The following is a 15,713-nucleotide window of genomic DNA, read 5'->3' on the forward strand; positions in this document are numbered from 1 at the left end:
TCATGCCTGGCGGGTGTCGCGGCGGTACAGGGCCGCCGCGGCGACGACGAACACCACGAGGAAGCCGGCCAGCCCGGCGACCGCGACGGTGTCCAGGGACTGCCCCGGCCGGGTGAAGGTGGCCAGGTGGTTGTACAGGTACACCGGGTTGAACCGGGCGAACTTCTCCAGCGAGCCGCTCACCGGGAACCAGGTGCCGCCGAGCAGCGCCATCGCCATGTAGGTGATCATCACGACCGGCTGCACCGCGTCCGGCGCCGCCGCGTACCCGAGCGCAACACCGAGCGCCGCGAAGACGAAGCTGCCCAGCCACAGCGCGGCGCCCAGCCCGATCCACTGCGGCACGGTGAGCGAGACGCCCTGGGCGACGCCGACCGCGAAGACCACCAGGATCGCCGGCAGCGTGGTCACCGAGCTCGCGGCGATCTTTCCGACGGTGTACGCCCGGCCGGGCAGGGCGGTCAGCCGCAGCTGGCGGGTCCAGCCGCTCTTGCGCTCCAGCGAGATCCGCTGCGCGCTGCCGGTCAGCACCGCGCCGACCGCGCCGAAGGTGGCCATCGAGACCATGAAGTAGGTCTTCACCGGCAGCCCGCCGGCCTGGTTGGCGGCGCCGTAGGCGTGGATGAAGAAGATGTACATCAGCGCCGGGTAGACGACGGTGAAGAACAGGTACCGCCGGTTGCGGAGGGTCCGCAGGATCTCCAGCTTGATCAGGGTGGTCATCGCACGGTCTCCTTCTCGGCGTCGTGAGCGGCGTCGTGAGCGGCGTCGCCGGCGGTGTCGTTGGCCGCGTCCTCGCGGTCCAGCTCGCCGGTGATGGTCAGGAAGGCCTGCTCCAGGCCCACGCCGGTGACCTCCAGCCCGCGCGGGTACAGGCCCGCCCGGTAGAGCCCGGCGACGCTCGCGTCGGCGTCCGCGGTGCGGATCCGCACCGTCCGCACCCCGGGGATCCGGGCGGTGACGTCCAGCGCCCGCACCCCCGGCAGGGCGCGCAGCAGGCCTTCGTCGAACTGCCCGTCGCCGTCGTGGAGTTCGAAGGCGATCCGGCGGGCGCCGGCCCGCGCCTTGATCTCCGCGGAGCTGCCGTCGGCGATCAGCCGGCCCCGGTGCAGCACCAGGACGCGGTCGGCGATCGAGTCGGCCTCCTCCAGGTAGTGGGTAGCGAACAGCACCGTGCGTCCGGCGTCGGCCTGCGCCCGCATGCTCGCCCAGAACGACTGCCGGACGCTGACGTCCATGCCGGTGGTGGGCTCGTCCAGCACGATCAGGTCGTTGTCGCCCGCGATCGCCAGGGCGAAGCGGACCCGCTGCTCCTGGCCTCCGGACAGCTTGTCGACCCGGCGCTCCGCCAGTTCCGTGACCCCCGCGTCGGCCAGCACCCCCGCGACCGACCGACCGCGGGGGTGTACGTCGCAGGCGAGCTGGACCAGCTCGCGCACCTTGACGTCGGACATCAGCCCGCCGCTCTGCAGCATCGCGCCGACCCGGCCGGTCTCGATCGCCGCCCGTGGGGTGCCGCCGAAGAGCGTCACGCTGCCCTGGTCGGGCTCGCGCAGTCCCAGCAGCAGGTCCAGGCTGGTGGACTTCCCGGCGCCGTTCGGGCCGAGCAGGGCGACGGTCTCGCCCGGCCGCAGCACGAGGTCCAGTCCGTCCACGGCGCGTACTCGCCCGTAGCTCTTGCGCACGCCGCGGAAGGCGGCCACCTCGGTGTCCATCGCCCGGCTCCTCTTCCCTGATGGTGTCGCGTCCGGTGCTGTTCGCACCACCTCAGAGTCCCGCGCGGGCGGGTGCCGGCGGCAGTGTCCGCCGTCGTGCCTTCGGCATGACGGATGTCATGCCGGCGGCCGGTACCCCCGTCAGGGGCACCGGCCGCGGAAAGGGCAGGTCAGGGGCTTTCTCGGCTCACGCCCCCAGCGCGCGCTTCACGAAGTCGACCTGGAGCAGCAGCAGGTTCTCCGCGACCTCCTCCTGCGGGGTCATGTGCGTGACACCGGACAGCGGCAGCACGGTGTGCGGGCGCCCGGCGGCGAGCAGCGCCGAGGAGAGCCGCAGGGTGTGCGCGGCCACCACGTTGTCGTCGGCCAGCCCGTGGATGATCATCAGCGGGCGCTCCAGCCCGGCCGCGTACCCGCTCAGCGAGTTGGCGGCGTACACCTCGGGCCGCTCGGCCGGGTCGCCCAGGTAGCGCTCGGTGTAGTGGGTGTCGTACAGCTCCCAGTCGGTCACCGGGGCGCCGGACACCGCCGCGTGGAAGACGTCCGGGCGGCGCAGTACGGCGAGCGCGGAGAGGTAACCGCCGTACGACCAGCCGCGGATGGCGACCCGGCCGAGGTCCAGCGGGAACTCCTCGGCGAGCGCCTGCAGCGCCTCCACCTGGTCGTCCAGGGTGGCCCCGGCGAAGTCGGAGGCGATCGCCTTCTCCCAGGCCGGCCCGCGCCCGGGGGTGCCGCGCCCGTCGGCGACGACCACCGCGAAGCCCTGGTCGGCGAACCACTGCGAGTTGAGGTGCGGGTTGTGCGCCTGGACAACGCGCTGGCCGTGCGGTCCGCCGTACGGGTCCATCAGGACGGGCAGCAGGCCGTCGCGCTCGCGGTCGTAGCCGGTGGGCAGGAAGACGGCGGCCGGGATGCGGCGCTCGCCGGCGAAGCGGAAGACCGGGCGGGCGGTGATGACCGGGGTCTCGGCGTAGGAGGCGATGGTGGCGACGTCGTCGACCACCACGCCCTCGGGCAGGTCGCGGGCGACCTGGACCAGGGTGCCGGGCAGGTCCGGCTCGGCGGTGGCCCGCACGGTGATCCCGCCACCGTGCACGGCGCTGGTGACGGAGGTGAACGGCCGCCCGTTGGAGGACTCCCAGCCGAGCCGCTTGCCGTCGTGGCTGATCCGCCCGACGGCGATCCAGCCGGGCTCGGGGTCGGCCTCGGTGGCGCCACCGGAGGCGGTGAAGATCACCTCGTCCTCGGTGACCGCGACGACCGACCGCAGGTGCAGGTCGGCCCCGGTGACGGCCTGGTCGCCGACCACCAGCGCCCGGACCCCTCCCTCGTCGGAGATCCGCACCAGCTTGCCGTCCGGGGTCCACGCCGGGACGCCCCGGAACAGCTCCAGCCAGGCCTCGTCCTCCTCCTCGTGCAGCACCTCGGTGGTGCCGGTGGCCACGTCCAGGCCGAGGATCCGCTGGCTGCGCTGGTCGCGGGACTGCACCTGCAGCAGCGGCACGCCGCCCTTCGACCAGTGCACGCGGCCGAGGTACGGGAAGGCCGTACGGTCCCAGACCACCTCGGTGCGTCCGCCGTGCAGGTCGAACACCCAGAGGCCGACCTCGGCGTTGGCGGTGCCGGCCGCCGGGTAGGCGACCTCGGCGGGCTCGCGGTCCGGGTTGGCCGGGTCGGCGATCCACCAGCGGCGCACCGGGCTGTCGTCGGCGCGCTCGACCAGCAGCCGGTCGCCCTCCGGGGACCACCAGAAGCCGCGGTCGCGGTCCATCTCCTCCTGGGCGATGAACTCGGCCTGCCCCCAGGTGACGTTCGGGCCGTCCGGCTCGGCGAGCACCCGGTCGCCGCTGCCGTCGGTCCGGGTCAGCCGCAGCTCGCCGACGGTGTTGGCGTACGCGACGTAGGCGCCGTCCGGGGACGGCCGCGGGTCCAGCAGCGGGCCGCGGGCGGGCAGTTCGGCGGTGGTGCCGGCGGCCAGGTCGGCGGTGAAGAGGCGGCCGGAGAGGGCGAAGGCGGCCAGCCCGCCGGCCGTGTCCAGGGCGTAGCCGACGACACCGGCCGAGCTCTCGCGGCTGCGCTCGCGGCGGGCCCTCTCGGCCGGCGACAGGTCCTCCTCGCCGCCGCCGAGCAGGACCGCCGGGTCGGCGGCGATCCGCTCCTCGCCGGTGGCGGTGTCGAGGGTCCAGAGCAGGTTGGCCCGGTCGCTGCCGGAGCGCGAGCGGAGGAAGACGACCCGCGAGCCGTCCGGTGCGACGGAGAAGGAGCGGGGCGCGCCGACGGTGTAGCGCAGGGTCCGCGCGTACTGCCGGGGGAAGGTGTCCGCAGGGGTGTGGGAGGTCATGGCACCAGACCCTACGACGCCGAACTGCCGCTGCCGGGAGGCTGGTGATCACTCGTTCGGAGCATCGTCGCGAAGTACACCCCAAAGAGGCGGATACCCCCTCCGACCGGCCCATGCGCCCCGTGAGTGCCACGGTGCCCCGGCGCGCGAGGCCTCACTGAATGTAATGCTCCCCTTACTCATCGGGTATGACTTGTCAGGCGAGTGATCGTCGGCCCCGTCCCGGGCCCCGGCCACCCGCAGCCCCAGTCCCGCACCGTCCCATCGCGCCCTCCCCCTGGGTGGCGCGCCCGAGAAGGGGTGTGAGCCGACATGGCCATGAACATCTCCGCAGCCGTGCTGATGCTGGTCATCGTGGTGGTCCTGATCCGCCGCTCCGGCCTGAAGCTGGGGCACGCGATCGTCTGCGGGCTCCTCGGCTTCTACCTGGCCTCCAGCTCGATCGCCCCGTCGATCAGCCAGGTCACCAGCAACCTCGCCGGGATGATCAACGGCCTGAAGCTCTGACCCCCGCGAGCCGGTGGTTAGGCTTCCTCCCATGACCGCGACTACCGGCCGCCGACTCCTCCTGGTGCACGCGCACCCCGACGACGAGTCGATCGGCAACGGCGCCACCATGGCCCGGTACGCCGCCGAGGGCGCCCGGGTCACGCTGGTGACCTGCACCCTCGGCGAGGGCGGCGAGGTGATCCCCCCGGAGCTGGCCCACCTGACGGCCGATCGGGACGACACTCTCGGCGCGTACCGGATCGGCGAGCTGACCGAGGCGATGCGCGCCTTGGGCGTCACCGACGCCCGCTTCCTCGGCGGCCCGGGCCGCTACCGCGACTCCGGGATGATGGGCGTGCCCGACAACGACGCGCCCGGCTGCTTCTGGCGCGCGGACGTGGACGAGGCGGCCGGCCACCTGGTCGCGGTGATCCGCGAGGTGCGGCCGCAGGTGCTGGTCACGTACGACGAGAACGGCGGCTACGGGCACCCGGACCACATCCAGGCACACCGGGTCGCGATGCGCGCGTACGAGCTGGCCGCCGACCCGGCGTACCGCCCCGAACTGGGCCCGGCCTGGCGGATCGCCAAGGTGTACTGGAACCGGATGCCCCGTTCGGTGATCGAGGCCGGGCTCGCGGAGACCGCCGCGAAGGCGTCCTTCCCGGGCGTGTCCCAGCCGTCCGACGTCCCCGGCGTGGTCGCCGACGAGGCGGTCACCACGGCGCTGGACGGCGCCGCGTACGCCGGGCTCAAGGCGGCGGCGATGGCCGCGCACGCCACCCAGATCACCGTGGACGGCGCCTTCTTCGCGCTCTCCAACAACCTCGGCCAGCCCCTGCTCGCCACCGAGTACTACCAGTTGGTGCACGGCCAGGCCGGGCCCGGCGATCCGGAGGACGACCTGTTCGCGGGCCTCGACGACGACACCGCGAGCGCCGGGGAGGACATGTGATGAGCAAGCCCGCCGCCCGGCCGCCGCGCCGCTCGATCCCGGCGACCGTCTTCGGTACCCGCGACGAGCGGCTGGCCGAGCCTCAACCCCCGCGCGCCGCCCGGATCGCGGCCTATGTCCTGTTCTTCCTGCTGGGCATCGCGGTGTCGATCTGCGGATCCTTTGTGCAGGCCCTGTGGCCGCCCGTGGGAGTCCTCCTCGCCCTCGCCGCGACCGCCGCCACCTTCTACGGCGGCCTGCGGATCACCGGTACCCGGCTCGGCGCGGGCGCGCCCGCGGCCGGCTGGTTCCTGGCGATGCTGCTGCTGATCGTGCCCCGGCCGGAGGGCGACAACGTCCTTTGGTCCAACGCCACCTCGCTGGCCTGGCTGTTCGCCGGCTCGGTGCTGGGCGTGATCTGCGCCACCCTGCCCACCCGCACCAGCTGGTTCCCCGGGGTGCCCGGCCCGCCGCGCTGACCCCGGACGAGCGCGGCGTACCGGACCGCGTACGACGCGCAGTCAGGAGTACCCGGCCTTACTCTCATACCGGAGGAACCGGACGTATCAGGATCTGTCCGAAGCCGTTCACCGCTCAGTTCTTCCCAGTATGGTGGTCCCGCAGAACGCCGTACCCGACCGCCGCCCGCCCCAGCCGGGCCCGGCGACCACGAACCGCGGTCGCGCCACACGGCCCGCCCGCGAACCCGGAGCAGAGCAGCATTGAGCAGCCGCGAATCTGACAACGCCCACCCGACGCCTCGGCGCACGGGCCCGGACGCCTACCCGTCGGGCACCCCGCCCTACGGCACGCCGGGGCTTCCCGGCGGCGACCGGGCCGCGGCCGGTGCCGGCCAGGGCACCGCGGACGGCGGCGAGGACGACGGCCCGAAGACCGAGACCACCCTGACCACCCGGGTCCGGATCAACATCCCCGGCTCGCGTCCGATCCCGCCGGTCGTCGTCCGCAGCACCGTCAAGAACGAGGACGCCCCCGCCGAGGAGGCCCCGGCCGCCGCCCCCGAGCAGGGCGGCCCGCGCCACCGCTCCGCGCCGGCCTCGCCCGTCCTCGGCGTGATGGAGGGCGGCGCCGGTACGGCCACCCCGCCGAACCTGCCGCCGGAGTGGCAGATCCCGCCGATCCCGCCGGCGACCTCGGAGTCCGAGTCCACCGGCGCGTGGTTCCGGCCGCGCCAGAAGAAGGCGTCGGCCGCCGAGCCCGCCCCGGCCGCCGTGCCGGCCGGTGCCCCGAGCGCGCCGGAGGCCGCGGCCGCCGAGCCCCGGCCGCAGGGCGCCCGCCCGGCCGGGGGCGCCGCCGCCCGCGCCAACGGCGCCCCGAAGGGCCGTCCGGTGCCCGCCCAGGGCAAGGCGTCGAACCCCGCCTCCGCCGCGCCGTACCGTCCCGAGGCCCCGGCGGAGGAGCCCGGCATCTACGACGTCGCGGATCCCTTCGCGCCCGTCGCCGATCCGTTCGCCCCGGCCCCCGGTCCCGACGCCGGCACGCGCGGCCCGCGCGGCGGCCACCCCCAGCAGAACCGTCCCCCGCAGAACGGGGCGCGACAGAACGGCGCCCGGCAGAACGGCCCCCGCCAGGGCGGCCCGCAGAACGGCTTCCAGCCGAACGGCCGCCCGACCGGTCCGCTCCCGCAGGGTGCGCCGGTCGCCGAGCCGAGCCCGGAGGACACCTCGGTCGACGGCTTCCAGCCGATCCGCGAGAACACCCCGCCGCCCGCCGGCATATCCGGCCCGCCCCGCAACGGCGCCCCGCGCGGTGCCGACGGCCGTTCGCAGCCGGGCCTGTTCGCCTCGGCGCCGACCGGCACCGACCCGTTCGCCACCCAGCGCCCGGCCGCCCCCGGCCAGGACGGCCCCGCCGCCCCGATGGGCCCCGGTGGGCTCTTCCCGGGCGCGCCCGGCGCGGGCCCGCAGCCCGGCCGCGACCCCGAGGTCACCGAGGTCACCCCGCTGCCGGCCCCGGGCACCGGCCCTCGGCCCGAGGCCGCCCAGGGCGCTCCCTCGCCCACCCCGGCACCGTCCCCGGCTCCCGGCAAGGCCCAGTCCGCCGCCGCACCCGCCAAGGCCAAGCGCGGCGCCGGCAAGAAGCTGGTCAAGCTGGGCGTCTACGGCATCGCCGGCGTGCTGTTCCTCGGCGCCGCCGCGTACGGCACCGGCCTGATGCTCAACCAGTCCGACGTCCCCAAGGGCACCGTGGTGCTCGGCACCGACATCGGCGGCAACAGCCGTGACCAGGCGATCCACTCGCTGGACGAGTCGGTCGGCAAGGCCGGCCAGCAGCCGCTCAAGCTGAAGGTCGGCGACCAGGCCGTGGACCTCGACCCGACGGTCGCCGGGCTGAGCTTCGACACCACCGCCACCGTCGACGACCTGGCGCAGCACAGCTACAGCCCGGTCGACGTCATCAAGTCGCTCCAGGGCGGCAGCAAGGCCGTCGCGCCGGAAGTCAAGGTCGACCGGGCCAAGCTCAAGGCCGCCCTCGACTCACTGGCGGCCGGCTCGGGCCAGGGCCTGCAGGAGGGCTACGTCAAGTTCGGCGACAACGGCGAGCCGGTCGTCGTCCCCGGCCGGGCCGGCCAGGCGGTCGACTCGGCGAGTGCCCTGGACGTGGTCGAGCAGGCCTACCGCGACCGCGCGGCCGGCAAGCCCGACCAGCCGATCGCCCTCGCCGTCACGGCCGCCCAGCCCAAGGTCTCCACCCAGGCCCTGCAGGCCGCCGCCGACAGCCTCGGCAAGCAGGTGGCCAGCGGCAAGGTGCACGTCCTGGCCGGCACCAAGCCCTGGGACTTCGGTGCGAAGACCGCCTCCAAGGCGCTCACGCTCGTCCCGGACGCCTCCGGCAAGATCGTGCCCAAGTGGGACCTCGACGCGCTCACCGCCCAGCTGGGCGGTGTGTTCGACAAGATGAAGTTCAAGAAGAACGGCCAGCTCGTCGCGATCACCCCGCAGGACGTCGCGGACGGCATCGCCTCGGTCTTCGACAAGACCGGCGACAAGGACCGCACCTTCAAGTTCCCCGTCTGACGTCCTGGCCTCCCGTCGGGGGGCGGGCCCGCATCCGGTCCCGCCCCTCGACAACTCCCCCTTCCGGTCAGCAAGATGTGACGCCACACCTTCCGCCACATCCACCTCGGGGAGCACGCCGATGGCCCGCCGCCTCCAGCACCACGGGACGGCTCTGCTCGCCGGCCTCGCCGCCCTCACCCTCTCGCTCACGCTCTGCTCCTGCGCCTCCGGCCAGGGCGGCGACGGCGCCGACGCACTGCCGTCCGCCCCCGCCACACCCAAGCTCACCTCGGTCGACATCAACCCCCACGACCGCGGCCAGCTGCGCCAGGGCGGCACCCTGAACCTGGCGATCGCCCAGTTCTCCCACCAGTGGTCGCCGATCCACAACGACGGCAGCGAGTCCTCGACCATCGCCGTCACCAAGCCGCTGCTGCCGACCTTCTTCCGCTCGGACGCCGCCGGCACCCAGACCGTCAACCCGGCCTACCTGCAGGAGGCCCACGCCGAGCTCAGGGACGGCCGGCAGGTGGTCACCTGGACGCTCAACCCGAAGGCCCACTGGTCCGACGGCACCCCGATCACCTGGCGCGACATCGAGGCCAACTGGCGGGCCCTGAACGGCAAGGACCCGGCCTACAAGCCGTCCAGCAGCACCGGCTTCGAGCTGGTCTCCTCGGTCGAGCGCGGCAAGGACGACTTCCAGGCCGTGATGACCTTCGACCGGCCGTTCTCGGAGTGGCAGTCGATGTTCAACGGCGCCGGCAACGCCCCGCTGCTGCCGGCCGGCCGGATCTCCACCCCGGAGCTGTTCAACACCGCCTACCTGGACGCGATCCCGGTCACCGCCGGCCCGTTCAAGGTCGAGCAGCTCGACCGCGCCGCGCAGACCGTCACCCTGGTCGCCGACCCGGCGTGGTGGGGCGACAAGCCGATGCTGGACCGGATCGTCTTCCACGCGATGCTCCCCGACGAGATGGCCGCCGCCTTCGCCAAGGGCCGACTCGACCTCGTCAACAACGGCCCGGACGTGGCCGGTTACCAGACCATCAGGAACACCAAGGGCGCCGTCGTACGCCGGGCCGGCGGCCCGGACTTCCGCCAGATCACCCTGAACGCCCGCAGCACCGCGCTGAGCGACGCGACCGTACGCCAGGCCGTGTTCCAGGCGATCAACCGGGACGCCGTCATCCGCTCCGACCTCAACGGCCTGGACTGGCCCGCTGTCCCGCTCAACAACCACCTGCTGGTCGCCAACCAGAACGGCTACCGCGACAACTCGCTGGGCCTGGCCCGCTACGACCCCGCCGAGGCCGCCCGCAAGCTGGACTCGGCCGGCTGGAAGCTCGACGGCGACGTGCGCAAGAAGGACGGCCGCGAGCTGAACCTGCGGATGGTCATCCCGGTCGGCGTCACCCAGGCCCAGAACGAGGCCGCCACTACCACCAAGATGCTCAAGGACGTCGGGATCAAGGTCAGCACGGTGACCGCCCCCGTCAACGAGTTCTTCGACAAGTACATCAACCGCAGCGACTTCGACCTCACCGCCTACTCGCTGCTCGGCACCCCCTTCCCGGCCAGCGGCAACCGCGCCAACTTCGTCCAGAACGGCGGCACCAACCACGTCGGCGCAGGCAGCCCGGCGGTCGACGCCGCGCTCGACCGGGCCGCCGCGGCGGCCGACGCGGCCACCACCTCCGAAGCCATCAACCAGGCCGACGGCGAACTCTGGAAGGTGGCCGGGGTCCTGCCGCTCTACCAGCGCCCGCAGCTGTACGGCGCCCGCGCCGACCTCGCAAACATCGGCGCGCAGGGCCTGTCCGACATCGTCTGGGAGAACGTCGGCTTCGTGAAGTAGCCGCGGTGGCCGCCGGGCGGGCTCAGCCGTGCAGCGTCTCGCGCCAGTAGTGGCAGGCGCTGCGGCGGCCCGCCAGCTCCTCCCCGTGCTCGCCCGCCACCGGCACCAGCAGCGGGAGTTCGCTCCGACATCGGTCCTGCGCCCGGTCGCAGCGGGGGTTGAAGGCGCAGCCCTCCGGGATCCGCAGCAGGTTGGGCGGCAGGCCCTTGATGGCGTGCAGGTCCTGGCCCTTCTGGTCCAGGCGCGGGATGGAGTCCAGCAGGCCCCGGGTGTACGGGTGGGCCGGGCGCGCGTACAGCTCGTGCACCGGGGCGGTCTCCACGATCCGGCCCGCGTACATCACCGCGATCTTGTCCGCGACGTCGGCGACCACGCCCAGGTCGTGGGTGATCAGGATCAGGCCCATGTGGAACTCGGTCTGCAGCTCGGCCAGCAGGTCCATCACCTGGGCCTGGACGGTCACGTCCAGGGCCGTGGTGGGCTCGTCGGCGATGATCAGGTCCGGCTCCAGGGCCAGCGCCATCGCGATCATGATGCGCTGGCGCATACCGCCGGAGAACTGGTGCGGGAAGTCGCCGACGCGCTGCCGGGCGGCCGGGATGCGCACCCGCTCCATCAGCTCGACGGCCTTCTCCCGGGCCTCCTTGCGAGTGACGCCGTGGTGCGTCCGGAACATCTCGCCCAGCTGGTACCCCACGCTGAGCACGGGGTTGAGCGCGGACAGCGCGTCCTGGAAGATCATCGCGATCCGCCGGCCCCGCACGGCCCGCCGGGCGTTGGCACTCATGGTCAGCAGGTCCTCGCCGCGGAACAGGACCCGCCCCGAGGTGATCCGCCCCGGCGGCATGTCCAGGATGCCCATGACGGCCTGCGCCGTCACCGACTTGCCGGAGCCGGACTCCCCCAGCACCGCCAGCGTCTCGCCGGCCGACACCGCGTAGCTCACCCCGTTGACGGCCTTGGCGACGCCGTCCCGGGTGTGGAACTCCACGTGCAGATCCTCGACCTCCAGCAACGGGGTCCCTGGCTCCAGGCCCTCCCGTCCGCCGCCGATCACCTCCACCGCGTCCATGTGGGCAGCCCTCCTCCGCGCAGCAGCGAGCATCGATAGGCGCAGAGCAACTATCAAGGACCGGGCCGCACTTGGCGAGCCTGCGGCAGATCTCTTTTCCATCACGGGACGGACGGCCAAGGGCGCGCCCCCGACACGAGGACGCGCCCTTGGGGCGAAACCTTCAGTCGGCGCCCTGCCCGTTCTCGCGCTCCGCGGCGCTCTGCTCACTTTCGCGCTCCGCAGCGAAATGACACGCCGAGTCGTGGGACGCCGCCCCGGCCAGCCAGGACGGCGCGACGAGCAGCGGCACCTCGACCTCGCACCGCTGCTGCGCCTTCCAGCAGCGGGTGCGGAAGCGGCAGCCCGACGGCGGGTTGGCCGGCGAGGGCACGTCCCCGGTGAGGACGATCCGGTCCCGGGACTCGCGCGCCGTCGGGTCCGGTACGGGCACCGCGGAGAGCAGCGCCTGGGTGTACGGGTGGGTGGCGTGGTCGTAGATCTCCGCGTCGCTGCCGATCTCGACCATCCGCCCGAGGTACATCACGCCGACCCGGTCGGAGATGTGCCGGACGATGGAGAGGTCGTGCGCGATGAACATGTACGACAGGTTGAACTCGCCCTGCAGCTGCTCCAGCAGGTTGATCACCTGCGCCTGCACGGACACGTCCAAGGCTGAGACCGGCTCGTCGCAGATGATGATCTCCGGCTTGAGCGCGAGACCGCGGGCGATGCCGATGCGCTGGCGCTGGCCGCCGGAGAACTGGTGCGGGTACCGGTTGATGTACTCCGGGTTGAGCCCGACCACATCCAGCAGGTCCTGGACGGCCTTGCGGCGGTCGCCCCTGGGCGCCACCTCGGGGTGGATCTCGAACGGCTCACCGATGATGTCGCCGACCGTCATGCGCGGGTTCAGCGAGGTGTACGGGTCCTGGAAGACCATCTGGATGTTCCGGCGGACGGCCTTCAGCGCCGCGCCGGACAGCCGGGAGATCTCCTCCCCCTTGTACCGGACCGAGCCCGCAGTGGCCGGCTCCAGGTTCATCAGCACCTTGGCCAGCGTGGACTTCCCGCAGCCGGACTCGCCGACGATACCGAGCGTCTCACCCTGCATCAGGTCGAAGCTGACCCCGTCGACCGCCTTGACGGCGCCGACCTGTTTCCTGAACAGGACACCCTGGGTCAGCGGGAAGTACTTGACCAGGTCCCGGATTTCGAGGATCGGCTCGCCGCGCGGCACCTCCTGGGTGAAGGCGACCTCCTCCGGCATCGCCGCGCCCAGTGTGCTGGCCCCGTTAGCGGTCATGGAGGGTCTCCTTCCAGAAGAAGCAGGCGCTGCCGCGCCCCTCCAGCGGTGTCCCGTCGTCCTCGGTGACGGGGAACAGCTCCGGCACCTGGGCCCGGCAGATGTCCTGCGCGCGCGGGCAGCGCGGGTTGAAGGCGCAGCCCGTGGGGATCCGCAGCAGGTTGGGCGGCAGGCCCTTGATGGCGTAGAGCTCCTGGCCCTTCTGGTCCAGCCGTGGGATGGAGTCCAGCAGGCCCCGGGTGTACGGGTGCGCGGGGCGCGCGTACAGGTCGTGGACCGGGGCCGTCTCGACGATGCGGCCGGCGTACATCACGGCGATCTTGTCCGCGACGTCGGCGACCACGCCCAGGTCGTGGGTGATCAGGATCAGACCCATGTGGAACTCGGCCTGGAGCTCGGCCAGCAGGTCCATCACCTGGGCCTGCACGGTGACGTCCAGGGCGGTGGTGGGCTCGTCCGCGATGATCAGGTCCGGCTCCAGCGCCAGCGCCATCGCGATCATGATGCGCTGGCGCATACCGCCCGAGAACTGGTGCGGGTAATCGTTCACCCGGTCCTTGGCTGCCGGGATGCGCACCCGGTCCATCAGCTCGACGGCCTTGTCCTTCGCCTCCTTGCGGGAGACGCCCCGGTGGGCCCGGAACATCTCGCCGAGCTGGAAGCCCACCGACAGCACCGGGTTCAGGGAGGACAGCGCGTCCTGGAAGATCATCGCGATCCGCCCACCGCGGATCCTGCGCCGCTCCTCCTTGCTCATCTTCAGCATGTCCTGGCCCCGGAAGCGGATCTCGCCGCGCGGGATCCGGGCGGGCGGCATGTCCAGGATGCCCATGATCGCCTGCGCGGTCACCGACTTGCCGGAGCCCGACTCGCCCAGCACGGCCAGCGTCTCGCCGGCCGAGACGGAGTAGTTGACCCCGTTCACGGCCCTGGCGACGCCGTCCCTGGTGACGAACTCGACGTGCAGGTCCCGCACGTCGAGCAGCGGCCCCTCGTACGGGGTCCCGCGCTCGCGCTCGGTGGTCTGCGCCGCTGTACCCACGGTGTGCTCCCCTCGCTCAGCGAAGCTTCGGATCGAGGGCGTCGCGCACCGCGTCGCCCATCATGATGAAGGCCAGCACGGTGATGGACAGTGCCGCGGCCGGGAAGAACATCACGTACGGCGCGGTCCGGATCACCTTCTGGGCGGAGGAGATGTCGATGCCCCAGGAGATGGTCGGTTCCTGCAGGCCGATGCCGAGGAAGCTCAGCGTCGCCTCGGTCGCGATGTAGCCGCCGAGCGCGATGGTCGCCACCACGATCACCGGCGCGACCGCGTTCGGCAGGATGTGCCGGAGCATCAGCCGCCCGGTCCCGGCCCCGAGCGCCCGGCCCGCCACCACGTAGTCGGACTGCTTGACGGTCAGCACCGCGCCGCGCATGACGCGGGCGATCTGGGTCCAGCCGAGGACGACCAGCGCGAACACCACGGCCCAGACCGTACGGCTGGCGAACCCGTTCAACAGGACCAGGGCGCCGAGCAGCAGCGGGATGCCGAAGAAGATGTCGATGATCCGGGAGATCACCGCGTCGACGGCTCCGCCGAAGTACCCGGCGACCATGCCGGTCAGCCCGCCGAGCAGGGTGACCCCGGCGGTCACGACGATGCCGACGGTGATCGAGGCGCGGGCGCCGTAGATCACCCGGGCGTAGATGGACCGCCCCTGGGCGTCGTAGCCGAACCAGCCGGCGCCGAAGAAGTCCGTCCAGTCGGGCCGCTTGAGGTAGTCGTGCACCAGGTCGGCCTTGCGCGGGTTGGCGTCGGTGAAGGCCCACGGGAAGATCGCCATGAGCACCAGCAGGACGATCAGCAGCACCGAGATCAGGAAGATCGGCCGCCGCCGCAGGTCCCGCCATGCGTCGCCCCAGAGGCTGCGGGCCTCCTCCCGCTTCTCCGCGTCGGGTTCGATCAGGGTTTCCTGTTCGACCGCCATGCCCTGCTCCCCCGCGTAGTCGAGGTGCGAGACGCCCGGCTTCGGATGCGGTTCGTACGAGTCCTCGTCGTGGACGTCAGGCATAGCGGATCCTCGGGTCCAGGACCGCGTAGAGCAGGTCGACGAGCAGGCTGGCGATCAGGTAGATGATCACCAGCACGGTCACGATGCCGACCACGGTCGGACCTTCCTTCTGGTTGATCGCCCGGTACAGGACGTTGCCGATGCCCTGCACGTTGAAGATGCCCTCGGTGACGATCGCACCGCCCATCAGCGCGCCGAGGTCGGTGCCCAGGAAGGTGACCACGGGGATCAGCGAGTTGCGCAGCAGGTGGCGGGTGATGATGGTCCGCCGGGGCAGGCCCTTGGCGGTCGCGGTGCGGATGTAGTCGGCCCGCAGGTTCTCGCCGATGGAGGTCCGGGTGAGCCGGGCGACGAACGCGAGCGAGAGCGAGGCCAGGACGACCGCCGGCAGGACCAGCTGGGTGAGGTCGTAGCTGTCCTGCACCGTCGGCGTGACCCAGCCCAGGTTGGTGGCGAACACCGTCTGGGCGATGTAGGCGAGCACGAAGACCGGGATCGAGATCACCACCAGGGTCAGGACCAGCACCAGGGTGTCCGCGATGCTGCCGCGCTTCAGCCCGGAGACCACGCCGAAGGCGAGGCCCACGACGATCTCGAAGACGAAGGCCAGCAGTGCCAGCCGGATGGTGACCGGGAAGGCGTCCGCCATGATGTCGGCGACCGGGCGGCCGGTGAAGCTGGTGCCGAAGTCCCCCTGGAAGAGGTTCCCCATGTAGTGCAGGTACTGCTTCCAGACCGGCTGGTCCAGGTAGTACGTGTGCTTGATGCTCGCGACCACGGACGGGTCGGCGGCCTTCTCGCCGAACAGCGCCACCACCGGGTCGCCCGGCAGCGTGTAGACCATCACGAAGATCAGGAACGTGGTGCCGAAGAACACCGGAATCATCTGCAGCACCCGCCGCAGCACGTAACTGCCCATCCGGGCCTCCTTCCTAGGTGCCC

General features: G+C 72.3%; 13 protein-coding genes. 5 read left to right on the forward strand and 8 right to left on the reverse strand.

What is annotated here, in order from left to right; translation table 11 throughout:
- From ACZ51D_RS05440 to ACZ51D_RS05450, 3 genes are all read right to left on the reverse strand, one after another.
- Complete coding sequence (locus tag ACZ51D_RS05440) at nucleotides 1-723, reverse strand: ABC transporter permease (protein ID WP_465616857.1); 723 nt, start codon at nucleotides 721-723, stop codon at nucleotides 1-3.
- Nucleotides 720-1,715 carry an ABC transporter ATP-binding protein gene (locus ACZ51D_RS05445; RefSeq protein ID WP_465616855.1) on the reverse strand — a complete coding sequence of 332 codons (996 nt, stop codon included), beginning with the start codon at nucleotides 1,713-1,715 and terminating at the stop codon, nucleotides 720-722. The genes ACZ51D_RS05440 and ACZ51D_RS05445 overlap by 4 nt, the downstream gene beginning before the upstream one ends.
- A 187-nt stretch (nucleotides 1,716-1,902) precedes the next feature.
- Entirely contained in the window at nucleotides 1,903-4,056 is a 2,154-nt protein-coding gene (locus ACZ51D_RS05450; RefSeq protein WP_465616853.1) for a S9 family peptidase, read from the reverse strand.
- A gap of 312 nt (nucleotides 4,057-4,368) precedes the next feature.
- Here ACZ51D_RS05450 and ACZ51D_RS05455 point away from each other — a divergent pair, with 312 nt between their 5' ends.
- The 5 genes from ACZ51D_RS05455 (at nucleotide 4,369) to ACZ51D_RS05475 (ending at nucleotide 10,357) form a co-directional block, all read left to right on the forward strand.
- Entirely contained in the window at nucleotides 4,369-4,563 is a 195-nt protein-coding gene (locus ACZ51D_RS05455; protein ID WP_360499936.1) for a DUF2304 family protein, read from the forward strand.
- Nucleotides 4,564-4,594: 31 nt separating this feature from the next.
- A complete protein-coding gene (gene mshB / locus ACZ51D_RS05460) occupies nucleotides 4,595-5,500 on the forward strand; it encodes an N-acetyl-1-D-myo-inositol-2-amino-2-deoxy-alpha-D-glucopyranoside deacetylase (RefSeq protein WP_465616851.1) in 906 nt (301 codons plus the stop codon).
- Nucleotides 5,500-5,958: a DUF6113 family protein gene (locus ACZ51D_RS05465; RefSeq protein ID WP_465616849.1), complete on the forward strand. Its 459-nt coding sequence runs from the start codon at nucleotides 5,500-5,502 to the stop codon at nucleotides 5,956-5,958. The genes mshB and ACZ51D_RS05465 overlap by 1 nt, the downstream gene beginning before the upstream one ends.
- Before the next feature lie 243 nt (nucleotides 5,959-6,201).
- Complete coding sequence (locus ACZ51D_RS05470) at nucleotides 6,202-8,517, forward strand: peptidoglycan binding domain-containing protein (protein ID WP_465616847.1); 2,316 nt, start codon at nucleotides 6,202-6,204, stop codon at nucleotides 8,515-8,517.
- Between the two features lie 121 nt (nucleotides 8,518-8,638).
- Nucleotides 8,639-10,357, forward strand: coding sequence for an ABC transporter family substrate-binding protein (locus ACZ51D_RS05475; RefSeq protein WP_465661277.1), 1,719 nt, complete (start codon nucleotides 8,639-8,641; stop codon nucleotides 10,355-10,357).
- Between the two features lie 22 nt (nucleotides 10,358-10,379).
- Here ACZ51D_RS05475 and ACZ51D_RS05480 read toward each other — a convergent pair whose 3' ends face one another.
- The 5 genes from ACZ51D_RS05480 to ACZ51D_RS05500 form a co-directional block, all read right to left on the reverse strand.
- The gene (locus ACZ51D_RS05480; protein WP_465616843.1) at nucleotides 10,380-11,429 is read right to left on the reverse strand and encodes an ABC transporter ATP-binding protein; all 1,050 of its coding nucleotides are present in this window, start codon (nucleotides 11,427-11,429) and stop codon (nucleotides 10,380-10,382) included.
- A 163-nt stretch (nucleotides 11,430-11,592) separates the two neighbouring features.
- Nucleotides 11,593-12,678, reverse strand: a complete 1,086-nt coding sequence (locus ACZ51D_RS05485; protein WP_465616903.1) for an ABC transporter ATP-binding protein — start codon at nucleotides 12,676-12,678, stop codon at nucleotides 11,593-11,595.
- A 25-nt stretch (nucleotides 12,679-12,703) separates the two neighbouring features.
- Nucleotides 12,704-13,756 carry an ABC transporter ATP-binding protein gene (locus tag ACZ51D_RS05490; RefSeq protein WP_360499924.1) on the reverse strand — a complete coding sequence of 351 codons (1,053 nt, stop codon included), beginning with the start codon at nucleotides 13,754-13,756 and terminating at the stop codon, nucleotides 12,704-12,706.
- A 16-nt stretch (nucleotides 13,757-13,772) separates the two neighbouring features.
- Nucleotides 13,773-14,687 (reverse strand): ABC transporter permease, encoded by a 915-nt coding sequence (locus tag ACZ51D_RS05495; protein WP_360500082.1) that lies wholly within the window; start codon nucleotides 14,685-14,687, stop codon nucleotides 13,773-13,775.
- 76 nt (nucleotides 14,688-14,763) lie between these two features.
- A complete protein-coding gene (locus ACZ51D_RS05500) occupies nucleotides 14,764-15,690 on the reverse strand; it encodes an ABC transporter permease (protein WP_465616841.1) in 927 nt (308 codons plus the stop codon).
- Nucleotides 15,691-15,713 lie beyond the last annotated feature (23 nt).

The organism is Kitasatospora sp. NPDC033851, from assembly GCF_055576085.1.